The sequence below is a fragment of the Xylanimonas ulmi genome (genome assembly GCF_004216535.1).
GTDB classification, from domain to species: Bacteria; Actinomycetota; Actinomycetes; order Actinomycetales; family Cellulomonadaceae; genus Xylanimonas; species Xylanimonas ulmi.
In genome coordinates this window covers 1,091,260-1,107,550 of record NZ_SGWX01000001.1, presented here as the reverse complement: position 1 = coordinate 1,107,550, position 16,291 = coordinate 1,091,260, and the positions used below count along the sequence as shown (strand labels likewise).

At 66.1% G+C, this 16,291-nt stretch carries 17 protein-coding genes; 6 read left to right on the top strand and 11 right to left on the bottom strand.

Features of this window, described 5'->3' with window-relative positions; genetic code table 11:
* The first annotated feature begins 196 nt into the window (after positions 1-196).
* From EV386_RS05025 to EV386_RS05005, 5 genes are all read left to right on the top strand, one after another.
* Positions 197-1,741 carry an ABC transporter substrate-binding protein gene (locus EV386_RS05025; protein ID WP_130412892.1) on the top strand — a complete coding sequence of 515 codons (1,545 nt, stop codon included), beginning with the start codon at positions 197-199 and terminating at the stop codon, positions 1,739-1,741.
* A complete protein-coding gene (locus EV386_RS05020) occupies positions 1,738-2,706 on the top strand; it encodes an ABC transporter permease (protein ID WP_130412890.1) in 969 nt (322 codons plus the stop codon). The genes EV386_RS05025 and EV386_RS05020 overlap by 4 nt, the downstream gene beginning before the upstream one ends.
* Before the next feature lie 80 nt (positions 2,707-2,786).
* Entirely contained in the window at positions 2,787-3,569 is a 783-nt protein-coding gene (locus tag EV386_RS05015) for an ABC transporter permease (RefSeq protein WP_242607838.1), read from the top strand.
* Positions 3,566-4,390: an ABC transporter ATP-binding protein gene (locus EV386_RS05010; protein ID WP_130412886.1), complete on the top strand. Its 825-nt coding sequence runs from the start codon at positions 3,566-3,568 to the stop codon at positions 4,388-4,390. The genes EV386_RS05015 and EV386_RS05010 overlap by 4 nt, the downstream gene beginning before the upstream one ends.
* Positions 4,383-5,201: an ABC transporter ATP-binding protein gene (locus EV386_RS05005; RefSeq protein ID WP_130412884.1), complete on the top strand. Its 819-nt coding sequence runs from the start codon at positions 4,383-4,385 to the stop codon at positions 5,199-5,201. Before EV386_RS05010 ends, EV386_RS05005 begins: the two co-directional genes overlap by 8 nt.
* Positions 5,202-5,209: 8 nt before the next feature.
* On the opposite strand, the gene EV386_RS05000 is transcribed toward EV386_RS05005, so the two are convergent.
* Both EV386_RS05000 and EV386_RS04995 read right to left on the bottom strand, forming a co-directional pair.
* Positions 5,210-6,079, bottom strand: coding sequence for a DUF4438 domain-containing protein (locus EV386_RS05000; RefSeq protein WP_130412882.1), 870 nt, complete (start codon positions 6,077-6,079; stop codon positions 5,210-5,212).
* 222 nt (positions 6,080-6,301) lie between these two features.
* Positions 6,302-6,769: a winged helix-turn-helix domain-containing protein gene (locus EV386_RS04995; RefSeq protein WP_130412880.1), complete on the bottom strand. Its 468-nt coding sequence runs from the start codon at positions 6,767-6,769 to the stop codon at positions 6,302-6,304.
* 546 nt (positions 6,770-7,315) lie between these two features.
* On the opposite strand from EV386_RS04995, the gene EV386_RS04990 reads away from it, so the two are divergent.
* Entirely contained in the window at positions 7,316-8,128 is an 813-nt protein-coding gene (locus EV386_RS04990; protein WP_165399848.1) for an LLM class flavin-dependent oxidoreductase, read from the top strand.
* Between the two features lie 212 nt (positions 8,129-8,340).
* Here the strand turns inward: EV386_RS04990 and EV386_RS04985 are convergent, their stop codons facing one another.
* From EV386_RS04985 to EV386_RS04945, 9 genes are all read right to left on the bottom strand, one after another.
* A complete protein-coding gene (locus EV386_RS04985) occupies positions 8,341-9,330 on the bottom strand; it encodes an LLM class flavin-dependent oxidoreductase (protein ID WP_130412876.1) in 990 nt (329 codons plus the stop codon).
* On the bottom strand, positions 9,327-9,932 hold the full coding sequence (locus EV386_RS04980) for a peroxidase-related enzyme (protein WP_130412874.1): 606 nt from the start codon (positions 9,930-9,932) through the stop codon (positions 9,327-9,329). Before EV386_RS04980 ends, EV386_RS04985 begins: the two co-directional genes overlap by 4 nt.
* Entirely contained in the window at positions 9,929-11,101 is a 1,173-nt protein-coding gene (locus EV386_RS04975) for a hypothetical protein (protein ID WP_130412872.1), read from the bottom strand. Before EV386_RS04975 ends, EV386_RS04980 begins: the two co-directional genes overlap by 4 nt.
* 5 nt (positions 11,102-11,106) lie before the next feature.
* Complete coding sequence (locus EV386_RS04970) at positions 11,107-12,342, bottom strand: amidohydrolase family protein (protein ID WP_165399847.1); 1,236 nt, start codon at positions 12,340-12,342, stop codon at positions 11,107-11,109.
* Positions 12,339-12,656 (bottom strand): ABC transporter permease, encoded by a 318-nt coding sequence (locus tag EV386_RS04965; RefSeq protein WP_278025471.1) that lies wholly within the window; start codon positions 12,654-12,656, stop codon positions 12,339-12,341. The genes EV386_RS04970 and EV386_RS04965 overlap by 4 nt, the downstream gene beginning before the upstream one ends.
* Positions 12,657-12,754: 98 nt before the next feature.
* Complete coding sequence (gene istB, locus EV386_RS04960; protein ID WP_130411616.1) at positions 12,755-13,525, bottom strand: IS21-like element helper ATPase IstB; 771 nt, start codon at positions 13,523-13,525, stop codon at positions 12,755-12,757.
* Positions 13,522-14,817, bottom strand: coding sequence for an IS21 family transposase (gene istA, locus EV386_RS04955; protein WP_130412865.1), 1,296 nt, complete (start codon positions 14,815-14,817; stop codon positions 13,522-13,524). Before istA ends, istB begins: the two co-directional genes overlap by 4 nt.
* Before the next feature lie 55 nt (positions 14,818-14,872).
* Positions 14,873-15,442, bottom strand: a complete 570-nt coding sequence (locus tag EV386_RS04950) for an ABC transporter permease (protein WP_130412863.1) — start codon at positions 15,440-15,442, stop codon at positions 14,873-14,875.
* A 242-nt stretch (positions 15,443-15,684) separates the two neighbouring features.
* Positions 15,685-16,209, bottom strand: a complete 525-nt coding sequence (locus EV386_RS04945) for an ABC transporter ATP-binding protein (RefSeq protein ID WP_242607836.1) — start codon at positions 16,207-16,209, stop codon at positions 15,685-15,687.
* Positions 16,210-16,291 lie beyond the last annotated feature (82 nt).

Genomic DNA, 16,291 nt, shown 5'->3' with positions numbered 1-16,291 from the left:
CCAGCCACCCCCTGCCGCTGCGTGACTCGTCGGAAGCCGACGGAGTACTGAGCTCGGCCGTCGCGCAACTTGCGCGCCCAATCCCGAGCCGAGACCAGCGCGCCGTCGAGGCAACCGACTCCGTCAACACCTCGACGGCACCGCACCGGCCTCCCATCCCGCCCCTTGCGCACCCCACCTGACCCGGAGGACTCCCATGACAACTCGACGTCTCCTCGCCACCCTGGCCTCCCTCGCCGTGGCCGCTGTCACGCTGACCGGCTGCGGCCCCTCCGGCTCTGACTCGTCAGCCGATGGCCCCGTCGCCGAGAACGCCGCTTACGACCCGAACGCCACAATCGGGATCGGATCGCTCTACGAGCCGACATCTCTATCAAACGTCGCAGGCGCCGGCCAAGGGCTCACTGAGGCGTTCTACGGCAACGTTTACGAGGCTCTATTCAAGTTGAACGACGATGGCTCGGTGACCAACGCACTCGCAGACAAGGCCACGACCAGCGACGACGGACGCACGATTACGATAACCTTGGTTGATGGCGTGAAATTCCACTCCGGCAAGTCACTGACCTCCGCCGACGTCGTGGCCAGTTACGAGCGCGCAATCGCCGATGACGCACAGGGCTCACGCAAGAGCATCTACAAATCGTCGATCGCTTCGGTGACAGCACCGGATGCCTCGACCGTTGTGTTCCAACTGGTGGAACCGTGGATCTCCTTTGAATACGATATGACTTACCTGTGGATCGTGAACACCGACGCAGGCGATCTCAAAGAGACCGAGGACGGCACTGGTCCCTACGTCTTCGAAGGATGGGTGCGCGGAAACTCAATCTCCCTCAAGCGGTCCAACGACTACTGGGGTCCCGCCGCCACCAACGGAGAGATAGTCTTCCACTACTTCACAGACGCAAGCGCGCTTAGCAACGCACTGCTATCGGGCGAGATCGACGTCATCGCCGCCCTCCAGAGCCCGGACACACTCTCCCAGTTCGAGGGGAACGACGACTACGTCGTCAACGACTCGCCGTCCACGACAAAGGAACTGCTGGCGTTCAACGATCACGCTGCGCCATTCGATGACACCCGAGTGCGTCGCGCAATCTACTCCGCCATCGACAGGAAGAAGTTGCTGGAGTCGATCTGGGGCGATCACGGAATGCTTGTCGGCTCAATGGTCCCTCCCACCGACGCCTGGTATGTCGACCTGAACGCAGTGAACCCGTACGACCCCGAGCTGTCAAAGAAGCTACTGGCCGAGGCAGGCCACGCCGACGGCTTCGAGTTCGTCCTTGACACGCCCACCTACGACCCTCATCCGGCCGTCGCCGAGTTCGTCAAGTCCGAACTGGCCAAGGTGGGCGTCACGGTGGACATCAACCTCATCTCCGCGGACGAGTGGTACTCGCGCGTGTACGAGAAGCACGACTTTGTCGCCACACTGCAGGAGCACGTCAACGACCGCGACCTAGCCTTCTACGCGCGCGGGCGGGACATGTACTTTGAGTGGGACGATGCGGACTTTATTCGCCTGTTCAATGAGTCCGAGCACGCGGCCACTCTTGAAGACCAAACGGCCAAACTCGTTGAGGCGAACACGCTCATGGCCCACGAGGCAGCGAGCGTGTGGCTCTACCTCTACCCGCAGATTGTGGTCTCTTCCGCCGACGTCACTGGCTACCCATTGCACGGCCTCAACTCGCAGTTCTACGCCTCGACCATCCAGAAGTCAGAGCGAGGATGATCCGCTACCTGCGACGACGTTCGGCATTGCTCGTCGCCTCGCTGATCGGAGCCATGCTGGTCATATTCGCACTGCTGCACCTCCTGCCCGGCGACCCTGCCAACGCCCTACTGTCCGCTGGGGCGAGCCCCCAGCAAATCGCCGCTGCGCGCGCGGCCGTTGGGTCCGACCAGCCGATGTGGACACAACTCGGGAGGTGGTTGGGAGGTCTCCTCCATGGTGACCTCGGTCGCTCGCTGGCCAGCGGCCAGGAGGTCCTACCCGAAGTCCTGCGACGGATGAGCGTCACGGTGCCGATGGTCGTGATCGCATTCGTCGTGTCCACAGTTCTGGCAACCGTCATCGGGTACGTCGCTGCGGTCCGGCACCGCCGGTGGTACGGAATCCTCCTGTCCGGGCTGTCCCAGGTTGGAATCGGCATACCAGTCTTCTGGGTGGCACTCGTGTTGGTGTGGATCGTCGCGCTGCGGCTTGGTTGGTTGCCCTCAGGGGGCTATCCGCGCGAGGGCTGGTCTGCTCCCGGAGAGGTGCTGCGGTACTTAGCGCTGCCTGTGGCCTCGATCGTGCTGGGTGGGCAAACGGCCTTCCTGATTCGCTATATCAGGTCGGCCACACTCGACGTCCTCGGCAGCGACTTCCTGCGCACTGCACGAGCCCTGGGGATGTCACGCACCGCGGCCTTCTGGCGGCATGGTGTGCGCAATGCCGCCGTACCGGTGATCGCAATCCTTGGAATCGAGCTGGGGACCACGGTAGTCGGAGCCGTGATCGTCGAGGCGGTCTTCTCACTGCCGGGTATTGGCGCGTTGCTGACGAAGGCGATTTTGCAGCACGACTACCCATCCATCCAAGGAGCTCTGCTGGCCACCACCTTCTTCGTACTGATTGTTGGGTTTGCGGCAGATCTGACTCAACGCCTCGTTGACCCACGTCTGCGGTCGGTTGCCGTAGGGAGCCACTCGTGACTGCCCAGACACAACTGCCCCAAACGCCCCTCCCCTCGCACGGTTCACCGAGGCGAGCGTCGGCCACGCTGGTCGTGGGCGTGGTACTTCTGGCCCTCTGCGCCGCGGCGGCGCTGACGTCCCTGCTCTGGCTACCGTTTGCCCTGGACGACACGACGGGTGGGCGTCTGGAGCCACCCAACCCCGGACACCTGCTCGGCACCGACCGGTTCGGGCGTGACCTCCTCAGCCAGGTCCTGGTTGGCGTGCGGATCGCTTTCATGGTCGGCATCGGTTCGGCGCTCATCGCCACTGTGATCGGCGTGCTCCTCGGCCTCACGGTGGCTTGGGCGCCCTCGTGGGTCGACGACACAGCTGCCACATTGCTCGACATCCTGCTGGCGTTTCCGACGCTGTTGCTCGCCATGATCGTCGGCGCCACTCAGGGTCGGAGCACGGCGACAGTTGTCGTGTCGATAGGCCTGGCGCAGAGCGCTTACGTCGCGCGGCTGAGTCGGATCTTGGCGCGGCGACTGCGTGCGCAGCGCTTCGTGACGGCTGCCGCGACCTCTGGGTCCGGTCGCCTTGCCATCACCATTCGGCACCTGCTGCCCAATATGCTTCCGACTCTTGCTGTGGTGGTGGCCGTCTCATTCGGCATCGCGGTCCTTGCCGAGGCCGGACTCTCCTATCTAGGGCTTGGCGTCCCGCCGCCGAGCGCTTCGCTGGGCCGGCTCATGCAGGAGGCACAGTCGACGGTGCTGACCGCACCCATGGGAGCGATTGCACCTGGCGTCGTGGTCGTGCTTCTGGTTGTAGGTGCGAACTTTCTCGCCGATGGCCTACGCGACGACGCAGATCCAGCGTCGGGAGGCCTGCGGTGAGCGGGGTGCTGAGCATTGACAATCTCACGGTCACCGTCGCGAGCACTCCAGAGAGCGGGCATCGGCGAGTGCTCTTGGACGGCGTCAGCCTCAGAGTCGGGGCGGGAGAGCGGGTGGGACTAATCGGCGAGTCGGGCTCAGGCAAGTCTCTGCTCTCCCTGGCCTCGATCGGTCTGCTTCCCGAGCCGCTCGATGCCACAGGCTCAGTCTCGCTCGGCGGTCGTGAGTTGCTGGGCGCCTCCGAGCGAGCATGGAACGCCGTTCGTGGACGCGATGTCGCGCTGGTTTTCCAAGAGCCGACGTCCGCACTTGACCCACTGATGCGCCTGGGGCGCCAGGTCGCCGGCCCACTGCGGCGCCGTCGCGGCCTGCGTGGCGCACCGCTTCGCGCCGAGGTCAGGCGCGTGCTGCGCGAAGTCCAATTGGACGACGCCGACAGGATCGCGCGGTCCTTTCCGCACGAGGTCTCCGGGGGACAACGTCAGCGCGTCGCCATCGCGATGGCGCTGGCCTGTGACCCCCAGCTGCTCATCGCCGATGAGCCGACGACCGCGCTCGACGTGACCGTGCAGAAGGAGATACTCAGACTAATCGCCGACGTCGCCCAGCAGCGCGGAATGTCCCTGCTGTTCGTCTCGCATGACATCGGCGCCGTCGCATCCATGGCCAGCCGCGTCGTCGTGCTGCAGCATGGGCGCGTCGTCGAGTCAGGACCCACACAGCAACTCATCCGTCAGCCGGCCCATCCCTACACCCAGCGGCTCGTCGCTGGAGCACGGGCTCTCGATGAGAGACTGACCATTGGAGCGCAGCATGACTGAGTTGACGCTGGAGTTGGCCGACGTCACTTACCGGTACCGCAGGGCCGACCGGGAGGCGTTGAGTGGGGTCAGTCTCGTGGCGAGCGAGAACCGGTCAATTGGCATCGTGGGCGAGTCCGGGTCCGGCAAGAGCACTGCGCTTGCGCTCCTACTCGGCCTGTCCCGTCCCACCAGCGGACAAGTGCGCGTCAGCGGGCGCGAGCTCAACCTTGGCTCTCAAGCGGCAAGACACGCTTTCCGCCGCGAGGTGCAGCCTGTCTTCCAGGACCCATATACGTCGCTCGACCCTCGCCAGCGCATCGGCAGCACCCTTGCCGAGCCCCTCGTGTCCTTGAGGCTTGAGCGCGACCGCGCCGCGCGCGCGGACCGTGTGGCGCAGGTCCTTCGTGACGTCGGGCTGGAACCGGCGATGGCAACCCGGTGGCCGCACGAGTTCTCAGGCGGGCAACGCCAGCGCATCGCCATAGCCCGGGCCCTGATCACAGAACCTCGAATCGTACTGGCGGATGAACCGGTCAGTGCTCTCGACGTGACCACCAAGATCGAGGTCATCGACCTGCTACGAAAGCTACGTCGGGACCGCGGGCTCGGGCTGGTCATGGTCTCTCACGACCTCTCCGTTGTGTCAGCCCTGTGCACGGACGTCGTCGTGCTCGTGGCCGGAAACGTCGTGGAGGCCGGGCCCACCCGCGAGGTGATGGCGAGCCCGCGCCACGAGTACACCCGGAAACTGATCGCTGCGGTCCCCCGACTCACTGACCTGGGGCTGCAGCCGACAGCTGGCGCCGAATCTGGCAGCCCGTCGCGGTGACTACCCCACTATACGCGCCAGATGTCGGCCAAGTTCGCTGCCGGATCATCGACCGCAACAAGATCTTCATCGCTCCCCGAGAATAGCGTCACCACTCCAGGGCCATGCCCGGCGAGGACGCTGTCGGAATGTGCCACGACCGCGATGGTTGACATTCCCTTGCGGTACGAACGACCAAAGCGATTGTCAGTGTCCTCAAGATGAACCAGGTCGCCCAGCCTGAGCCTGTCGAGGCCGAATTCCTCCACGGTCTGCGCATCGAAAAGATTGATGTCGTAATCGCCCAGCGCGACTGATCCCATTCCAATACCTGAGCCCATCACTCTGGCTGGGATACGCGCCGCAACCCCCACCGAGAGCACTCCGCCCACTTCGGAGATGGGAAGTCTGTCAAGGAGGTTCGGGTCGAGGTTGCGCACACTCACCCCGGGGTGGTCGGGCAGCACGAGACCCTGCCCGCGCGAACGAATCAGAATCGAGTCGCCGATCACCAGTTTGTCGAGCACATCGGGGGAAAAGTCCACCAAGAGTCGGTCGGTGGGCAAAGCACCCCCATGCTTTCCGGTCACGACTCCCTCAGCGCCCTGCGCCCGTCCTGACACAACGATCGCGCGGTTCCCGACGCACGAGTTGTACGCCAGAGCGAGGTTCGCCTCGACGTCTGAATGCCGGATGGACACGCCGGGCTCGACGTGATCGGCGGCCCAACCAACCGCACGATCACCAATCCGGACGTCGTAAGCGATTCCGCTCGTTCCGAGGGCGACGAGTTGTGCATGGCCGGAAGGGTCGACGAAACCTAGGCTTCGCAAGCGTGGATGGTCGATCTCCCCCTGAACAGAGATGGTGGGTAGATCGTAGGCGTTGCTGCGAACCATCGAGAACTCCCTCGTAGAGTCTTCGTGCCCGAAAGGGGTCGAATATGGGTAGTGGGGATGCGAGCCTACTGTAGCATCGCGTGCTCCAGTTATCACTTCTCGTCGGGACACAATTGCCCGCGCGAAATCAAAGAACCTAACCAGCGCCCGCACTCTCCGCGCAAGGCCGTCGGGGTATACCAAGGCTGAGCAAGCACCTGCGAGACGACCCGCGCTTGTCGACTATGACACAAGCCGGACTTGATAGTCCGGGTTCAGCCGGTAGCCTGTGCCCCACACGGTCAAGATCAGGTCAGCCAGCCCCAATTTCCGGCGCACTCTGTGTACGTGCACGTCAACAGTGCGGGTCTCGGTGCGATTCACGCCGACAGGCGCCGCGCCGTCGCTCCAGACCGTGTCGAGCAGTTCCGAGCGGGAGACAACTCGATCCTCGACACGGGCCAAGTACGCGAGCAGAGCTGCCTCGCGGTCCGTCAACTCGACTTCCCGGCCAGATGCGCGCGCCGTACGGCTGACGAGATCCAGCGAGATGTCGGCGTGACTACCGAGCGCCTCGAGGCGCTCGCGCAGTGCGGGAGGTTGGGAGGCGGCACGGACCCGCCGGCCATCGCCGGTGAGCGCAACCTGTGTTCGACAGCGCGGAAACCACTCGTAGGCGAGCTCGGCGAGCGTCGAGATCGAGCGCAGCATCTCGGCCCGGTCGCAGTCGGCCACTGCCGTCAGGTCGACAGTGAGGACGAAGCCGCGCGGGGACGAAGTGCTTCGTCCCGCAGCGCGGGGGGATGCAAGTGAAGTGACAGACAAGGTGGCTTCCAATGCGCTTCCGCAGTTCGCGGGCGCCGACACAAGGGTCGGCGGAGGTCGGGGGACAAGGAGCGCTAGTCCTGACAGGGACACATGCGGCTGAGCATGCGCATTCGGGCAGCCAGACGCTGCACCAGACGGTGCAGGACGTTCGGCTTGGAAACCATGTCCCCCATGATCGGGGCGCAACCCGTGATCCGCGTACCGAATCTCAACGGATGAGACGGTGCAGTCCGTCCCTCACCAGATCACGTCACAGATGCCCAGAAGGTGAGACCGCTTGATGGTCCGGATGAGGCCAGGTTTTGATGAAGCTCGCGGCAGGCTGGCTCAGCCAACTGCAAGGCGACAGCGACACCAGGTAAACCGAGGAGGATTCTCGTGCGCATCGGGATATCACCGTTCGCCTCGACCCGAGATGGATCCGCGGCCGTGGCCGACGTGGCCATTGCCGGAGGCATCGACACGTTCTGGCTGGGTGAGGGTCTTCTTGAGATGCCGGCGTTCCCGGTGTGGTCGGGCGGGATGGAGCCGCTGACCTGGCTGGCCTACCTCGCGGGACAGCACCCAGGGATCCGCGTCGGGCTAGGTGCGTCGGTGCTCCCGCTGCGCGACGTCCAGTGGCTTGCGAAGCAGTCGGCAACACTGGACCAACTCACCGCCGGGAACCACGTTCTCGCGCTCGCCCCGGGGTTTTGGGCCAGCGAGTTCGCCTACCGGGGTGTGGACTTCGAGTCCCGCGGCGCCGCGCTCGACGGCCTGCTGGACGCGCTCGTTGCGGCCTTTGCGGGAGAACCGTACGCCTCCGCACACGTACGCCTGGCGGATGGGGCACGGCTTTCCCCACGCCCGCACAACGGCGTGGCGCCTCAGTTGTGGCTCGCGGGAGGGGCTGCGACCATGCGCCGGGCACAGGAGCGCGGATGGCCCTTCCAAGCTCGCGGAGCCAGTCCCGCGGAGTTGGCACCCACAACACGAACATGGTTTGAGGGCGGCGGCGGACTCCTCGGTCTGCGAGTTGCCGTGCGTGTCACCGATGAGCCAACGTCGTCAGCGCATCTTTCCGGGTACGCAGTGACGGGCTCGCCAGTAGAGGTCGCACAAACCCTCGCGGACTACGCCGCACTGGGAGTCTGTGACGTGTCTCTGATCCCGGGTCATGACGACGAGGCGTCCTTGGCGACCACGAAGGCCCTCGTCGACGAAGTTCTACCTCGCTTGGCCGATCTGACGGCTGGACTCTGACGACGCGGACTGCGGCAGGCAGCACGGCAACCACCGTCGCGACAACGAGAACGCCGCCGAGCACGAGCTCGGCGGCGTTCTTGGCATCAGCACCAACTCACCGACAACGCCGCCCGGAGCCTCTCGCCCCGTGACGGCCCATCTGAGGTCAGAACCAGCCGCCGCACTGGCAGGCTGAGTCGACAGTCCCCGACTTCAGCCGTGCGGGGCAATCACCGCGCCACCTCGGGGTTCGCCACACCGTCGGCGGCAGTCGAGGTGGCGCTGAGCGTCGCAAGCGCCTGTGCGGCGTCGGCAACGGCTTGCACTGGATCATCCGCGGTGATGCTCAGGCCGATCGAGTCAGACCGGTGCGTCAACCAACCACGCAGCCGTCGGCCAATCTCTCGTGGGGAACCGTGAAGCACCATGGCGCTGAGCACATCGTCGCTAACCAGACGACGCGCTGGACCCGCATCGCCGGCCGCCAGGGCGTTGGCGGCGGCTCTCAGGCGAACCGGGTCCAGGCCCAGCGCCTCGTGGACGTGCGGTGGGGAGTCTGCCAGAGGCATGACGAGCTGAGGGCGCACCTCTTCAGTGACCGTATCGCCGAGCGCGGCTGTGCCGTACAGCGCCACCTCGATGGGTCGCACAGAACGCGCCCATGCGACGGTCTGCCCGATCAACGGCTCCGGAACCCCTCCGAGGAATACACCGTCGGCCTCGCGTGACGCCAACTCCTGGAACCCGCGGCTGCGCGATCCGATGACGATCCGCACCCTGGGCCGGGTGAATGCGCCCGCGGGCGGAGCGTAACCAGCCTCTGCCCGACCGGCGGTGACTGCCCGGACAGTGTGCAGAGCCTCGCGCACGGTGGCCAGCGGCCTGGTCCGAGGCACATTGGCCGGGCCGAGCGCGACATTCCCACCCGGTCCGAGGCCGAGCACGAACCGTCCCCCCGACAGCTCGTCGATGGTCATGGCGTGCGCAGCCAGCGCCACCGGATGGCGCAGGTATGGGTTCGTCACAGCGACGCCCAGTCGGATCCGGGAGGTCCGTACCGCCGCGGCGGCAAGCACCGCGAACGGGTCTCGCGCAGGACCCTCGTCGCCGAGCCAGAACTCGTCCAGTCCTCGTTGCTCTGCCGTGACCGCTGCCTCGACGAGCGCGTGCGCCGGGGCGCTGGGGAACAGCCAGACGCCCCGGCGGGGCAACGCGATCACCGCGGAGCGGCCGCGGAGTGGGCGTCAGGAATCGACGTCCGCAACCCGAGCCCGGTCGCCACCCGGTTGATGTAGCTGTAGTACGCGGAGAGATTGTTCAACGCGACGATGTCCCGGTCGTCCAGACCGACAGATCGCAACCGGTCCAGGTCGCCAGCGGTGATCTCACCTGGCGTGCGAGTGAGCAGCCGCACATGCCGCAGAATCTCGTCCCAGCGAGGGTTGCCGGTGAGCGCGTTCGGGTCTGCGCCGAGGCGCTCGACGAGCTCGTCGCCAACACCTGCGCGGCGAAGCGCGGCCTGGGCTCCGGACGCACAGTGCGGCGTCGCGTTCAGCACAGAGGTCACGAAGACGGTCAGCCTCCGTTCAGCTTCGGTGAGACCCGAGACGACCGCCTCGACCTCCTTGTACAGTCGCAGTCGCTCCATCACCAGGTGCGGGTGCAGGCTGCCCAACCTGGTGAACTCGGTCGGCTCACCGATCACGGCCGCCTGCCAGTCATACGCCTCCTTCAAAGTGCCTGTGGCTTGCTCTATAGGCACAGCGGCGACCCAGCCGACGCGGTCGATGACAGCGCCACCCTCGTCGATTGTGGCGCTCACGGCTGCTCAGGCAGCGCGATGGACGGGTCAAGGAACTCGTTCGTCGCGATGTCAGAACTCGTCAGGCCTTCCTTCACCGCAATGCCTTGTCTCGCGAGTGCTGGGCTCACGTCGGCGATGAAGCGATCCAGCCTGGCCGGGTCGTGGCTACCGAACACGTGGTCGGGGCCGTTCGCGACGATCCCCTCCTTCAAGGCGACCTCCACCGCGAAGTCATTGAGACCCGCGCTCAGCTGCCAGGCGCCCTCGAACGCATCGACGACATCGAGCAGCACTTGGTTCGTTGAGGCCGGGTCCGTCCAGTAGTCCACGGCGGCCTGCTGCAGCAACGGCACGAGCTTCTCCAAGCACGCTCGGTTCTCATCCAACTTGTCGGACCGTATCGCGACCTCAGAGTGATAGGCCTCGTACTCGTCTCCGACCTTGACGTACTTCACCGGCTTGTCCCACGCGGGGATGTCGTGCTCGTAGCTGTAGACCTCGGAGGTGATGATGCCCTGAGAGACGATCCTGCCGTCCTCGGCGACGAACCTCGCCGGCGTGCCGTCATACCCGCCGTCAATCTGGCCAGGCTCGAGCAGCCCCTTCGCAGTGAGCACGTCAAGATATGTCGCACCCTCGAACGCCTGGAGCGTGACTCCTGCGTCGCGAATATCCGAGATCGTCTGGAAGTCCCAGTCGTCCGCCCCCCAGAAGAACACGAGCGGCGACTTCTGCTCAAACGTGAACACGGACACCGACGGGTGTTCCGCCGCACCCGCGATCGAGTCCTCGGTCGTCGTTTGACCGAGAAGCACGTCGTCGTCCTTGTACAGGGTCGCCAGTGGCAGTTCGCCGCCCAGCGCCGGACCCCCGGAGCGGATCTCCAGGTCGACACCCGTGTTCCCGAGTGGTCCGGTGTAGCGGTAGGTCTCGGGGTCGGCGACACCACCAGGACCGATCAGTTGGTATGCCCATCCGTACTCAGACTGCGGCCACCAAGGAAGCTGGAGCGACACTGTCGACGGGCAGACGTCAGCCAACGGAGTGGCATACCGGGCCGCGGCGGTACTGGCGGGCTTCGCGGGTTGAGCGGCTTCCTCGCCAGCCGAGCACGCCGCCAAGCTGGCGGTCAGCGCGACTGCGCCGAGCACGACGGCGCGTCGTGACTTGTGGTGCATGGTGGGCACTCCATTCATTGGATGGTGATGCGGCGGTCCCCGGCCCAGGTCCGGGACGTATGGGTCTGCGCCACGACCCGCCCCGCCCGGAACACCAGACGATCGGCGGGAGCGCGACCGAGCAGGTCAGCGACGTCGGCGGCTGGCGCGGCGAGCAGGTCCGCAGGCTGCCCCGGAGCGACGCTGGTCGGTGCCATTCCGACAAACTGTCGGGCAGCCCGCGTCACAGCGTCGAGAGCCTGGAGCGGGCTCAGATGACCGGCCGTGACGAGCAACGACGCAGTCTCGAGGGGATCTGCGCGACCCATGGGGTTGAAAGGGTCACCAACGTTGTCGCTCCCCCCGGCGACGTTCACACCTGCGGCTAAGAGATCGGCAACAGCGGTCAAGCCCCGTGGTCGGTTCGGCCCGTGCTCGCGGCCTTGAAGGTACAGATTGGACTGGGGAAGAGTGACCACGCCCACCCCCTTGGACGCCAAGCGTGTGGCGATACTCAGGCGCACCTGCTCGGGTTGTGCCGACAGGGAGCAGACGTGATCAACCGCGAGCGGAACTCGTGGCTTCGATCGAGCCGCGATGTGCTCCAGCAGCAGGTGCGTGGGGTCGAGCGTCTCGTCGATGTGTAGGTCCAGCGGCACATCGGCCTCTTCGGCCAGTTCGACAAGCGCCTCGAAAGCGTCGATGGGGCGGGCGTCAAGACATGGCGCCCCGCCTAGCCCGTCCGCGCCCATGGCTAGGGCCTCGCGCGCGGCTGCTCGGGTCTCGATCGAGCCAGGCCCTGTGACCGGAAGTCCATGCCCGGCGTAGACCTGCAGGTCCATCACGCCGGCAAGCTCGGCGCGGAGCCCGACGAGAACCCCCACAGCCTCCTTCGCGACGTCTGGGCCGGTGTCGACATGGGTGCGGATCGTGGTCGTACCATGACCGGCGTACAACGCGAGGGTCCGCACAGCACGGGTCCGGAGCTCCTCAACGTCGAAGCACTGGCGCGCGGCAATCCATGCGTCGATTGCGCCGCCGAGGTCGCCGGAGGCGTTCGGCACCCGCGTAGCCGTGAGGGCCTTGTCCAGGTGCGCATGGGGCTCGACCAGCGACGGGACGACGAGCCAGCCATCGAGACGGCGCACATCCGCGCCGACTGGCGCGTTGGCCGAGCCAGCCCGATCCAAGCGAGCCACTAGCCCGTCAGCCAGTGTCAGGTCGTGCTCCGACCCGTCAGCCAGGTGGATGTGACGCAAGACGGTGGTCATGAGCGAATCGCCCCGGCCGACTCGTGCCATGACCCCACGAGCACACGAGTGAGCAGGCCGAAGAACCAGAACACCGCCAGCCCATACGCCGAGCACAACAACACCCCGGCGAAGAGTTGCTCGGACTGCAGGAAATTCGTGTACTTGTCCAGAAGCCGACCAATTCCCGCACTCCCCTGCCGAAAGAAGAAGTCCCCGACTATGCCGCCGGTGACGGCCAGGCCCGCGGCGGATCGCCAACCATTGAGAATCGAGGGCATGGCTCCAGGCAACAGCAGGTGCCAGGTGATCTGCGCCCGGGTCGCGCCGTGCAGCCGGAACAGGTCCTTGCTGGAAGAGGCGTGTCAACGACGGCCCAAGACTGACCCCTTATCGTCGTCTGAAAGTTGACCCCTCCGGTGGTGGTTGTGTCCTACTTGTCGGTTTTTGTGGTGAGTAGTTCGCGGCGCGCTCGGGTGCGGTAGGAGTCGCCGGTCAGGGTGACGACCTCGGCGTGGTGCACGAGGCGGTCGATCATCGCGGCGGCGACGACCTCGTCGCCGAAGACCTCACCCCAGCGCCCGAAGGGCAGGTTCGAGGTGATGATCAGCGAGCCTTGTTCGTAGCGTGCTGCGACGAGCTGGAAGAAGAGGTTCGCGGCGTCATGGTCGAACGGGATGTAGCCGACCTCGTCGATGATCAAGACCTTGTAGCGGCGCAGGCGTCGCAGCTCGGCGTCCAGGAGGCCGGCGGCGTGCGCTGTGGCGAGGCGGTCGAGCCATCCGGTCGCGGTGTTGAACAGGGCGAGGTTCCCGGCGTGGATCGTCTTGATGCCCAGCGCGATCGCTAGGTGGGTCTTGCCGGTCCCGGGCGGGCCGAGCAGGATCACGTTCTCGGCCTTCGGCACGAACGCGCACGAGGCCAGGTGCGCGAGTTGATCGCGGCGAAGCCCGGGCTGGTGGGTGGTGTTGAAGTCCTCGAGCGTCTTCAGCGCAGGGAGGTGCGCCTGGCCCATGCGGGTGACGATCCCGGCGGCTTCCCGGTCGGCGAGTTGGCGGTCCAGGACCGCGGCGAGGTACTCCTCGTGGGACCAGCCCTCGGCGCGGGCCCGATCGCCGAGCTCGGCGAACACCCGCCCGATCGTCGGCGTCTTGAGAGCCCGGGCCTGGTAGGCGATCCGGGACGTCGTCTGCTCGGCGTTCATCCGGCCACCCCCTGCCCGTCCTCGGCGGCCGCGTGGCCGATGGCGGGGTCGACGCCGAACAGGGTGTCGTAGTCAGACAAGGCGCGCAGCGGCACGATCGTGCCGTCCGCGTGCGTCCTGGCGCCGGCCAGTCGAGCCTGCTCGGCGCGGGCGTCGATGGTCTGCTGGTACTGCTTGCGCAGGACCGCCGCGGTGGCCACATGCGCGGGATCGGTGATCGTGGCGTGGTCGGCCCAGCAGCGGGCATGGGAGGCCACCTGCCGGTCCTCGCACGTGACCCATACCCTCGTCAGGTCCGCGTGCACCTCGACCATCCGCCCGATGACGGACGGGTCGACGGAGTAGTCGTTGGAGTCCAGGCGCACGTAGTAGTCCCGGCCCAGGCGCACCCGGTGATGCCAGCCCGTCGTCGGGGCCACCGGCGGCAGCGGCAGCATCAGGGGCCGTTCCCGATCGAAGACCTCCGCGGGCCGGGCGCCGAGCGCCCGCACGACGCGCTGGTTGGCGTCCTGCGCCAGCCACCCGCCGAGCTGGGTGTTGAAGTCGCCCGGTCCCGCGAACCGGCGCCCCGGCAAGAACGACGACTCCAGGTACCGGTTGTGGCGCTCGACGCCGCCCTTGAACTCCGGGTCCGCGGCCGGAGCGATCACCGCACGGGCGCCCAGCGAACCGACGAACGCGCGCATCGACTGCGTCGGCACCCCGCGCGTGGTGGCGATCGCTGACTCCCTGTCCCACCACAACCGGTGCGGGACCGCGTTCATCTGCCCCAGCAGCTGCCACATCGCCGCGGTCAGGTCCCCGCTGCGCCGCGAGGGCACCATGACCGCGCACATGTACCGCGAGTACGTCGCGACCATCACCAGGACCGGCAACATCATCGCCTGCCCATGCCCCACCGCGATCCGCGGCTCGGGGAACCACAGGTCGCACTGCACCGTGTCTCCGGGCTCGTGCACGACCCGGTCGGCCGGATCGATCCCGCGATACTCCGGACGGATGTCGCGGATCCTGTCCTTGAGGATCGTCAACGAGCGCGTCCACCCGATCCGCTTGGCGATCACCGTCGCCGGCATCGTCGGGTCCAGCCGCAACTGCTCACGCACCAGCGGCTCGACCTCGTCGACCAGCGAACCCTTCGCCGGCCGCGAGTACCGCGGCGGATCGCTCGCCGCCAACGCCGCCCGCACCGTGTTCCGCGCGACACCCAGCCTCCGCGCGATCGCCTTGATCGGCACGCCCTCAGACCTGTGCAACCGGCGGATCTCCGCCCAGTCCTCCATCGAGATCATCCCTCCAGACTCAGCCAAAGGGGTCAAGATTCATCCGTCGCCACAGGGTCAGTTTTCAGGCGTCGTCAACAGAGGCGGCCGACTTCAGCCCGAAAAGAGTAGTGGTGACAATCGGGAACAACGCGATGAGCACGCAGACCAACACGCGAGCGGCTTGCCCATAGCCGAACCAGAAGCTGATCAACGGCACGATGGCCAGCACAGGAATGGTCTGGAGCACAAGGACCCAAGGGAAGAACGCGCGCTCAAGCCACGCCTCTTGGCACAGGATCACCGCCAGTACGGTCCCAACGGCGATGGCAAGGCCGAGCCCGATGGTCGCTGTCTTCGCGGTGTCGAGCAGCCCTGCGAACAGCTCTCCCCGATTGGCTGGATTGAGCAGTCCCTGTGTCACCACGTCGTGCGGCGAGGGCAGCAAGAACCGCCTCCTCGGGTCCAGCACGTGGTCGGAGAAATACGTCCAGACCCCAAGCAGCAGCGCGAAGGCGGCGGCTGGCAAGACGACGTTGCGGACTCGCGTCCGGGATGAGCCGTTGGACCTTCCCCGGAAGGGACCCTGAGTGGTTCTACGTCCGACCCTCTGGTCGACGAGCTCCAGCTCGGTCACATCGGTCTCGACGCTCATGACGCCTCCCTCAGCGCTTCAGAAACCTGGGCGGCCAACCGCACGTACGCAGCGTCGAACCGCAACTCGGGAGTCCGGTCGGGCCCGAACGGCACGTCTAGATCGGCGACGACCCGCCCCGGCCGAGCCGACATCACCACAACCCGGGTGCCTAGGAACGTCGCCTCCCCCACTGAGTGCGTGACGAACAGTCCCGCGAACCCCTCCACGCGAAAAACCCGCAAGAGTTCGTCGTTCAGGCGCTACCGAGTGATCTCGTCGAGTGCCCCAAAGGGCTCATCGAACAGAAAGACACGGGGTCGTAGTGTCAGCGCACGCGCCAGCGAGACACGCATCTTCATCCCACCGGAGAGCGCACGCGGCAGGTGTCGCTCGAACCCACACAACCCCGTCAGAGCGATCGCCTCGTCAACGAGTTGGCGACGCTCGGAGCGCGGGAGCCGATGCAACTGCGCGGGGAGCTCAACGTTTGCCCGCACCGTTCGCCACGGCAGCAGACTCGAGTCCTGGAACACATACCCCAGTGAGTCTCGGTCCACGGCGATCGAGCCCGTTGTCGCCTCATCGAGTCCGGCGACCAACCTGAGCAACGTCGACTTCCCGCACCCAGATGGCCCAACGATCGTGACCAGCTCACCGGGCTGCACCGTGAGGTCGGTGGCGGCCAATGCCTGCGTTCCGTCGGGGAACGTCCGGGAGACTTGATGCACCGTCACCGACCCGGCGCTGACAGGGGCGGCCGTTGTTGACATCGCATCTCCGTTCATCGGCGCAACGCTCACCTGGTGCGGGGCGAGACAGTGTGGGACCTGCTGAGACTTGCTCGGCGATTAGACCTCCGACCGTGGC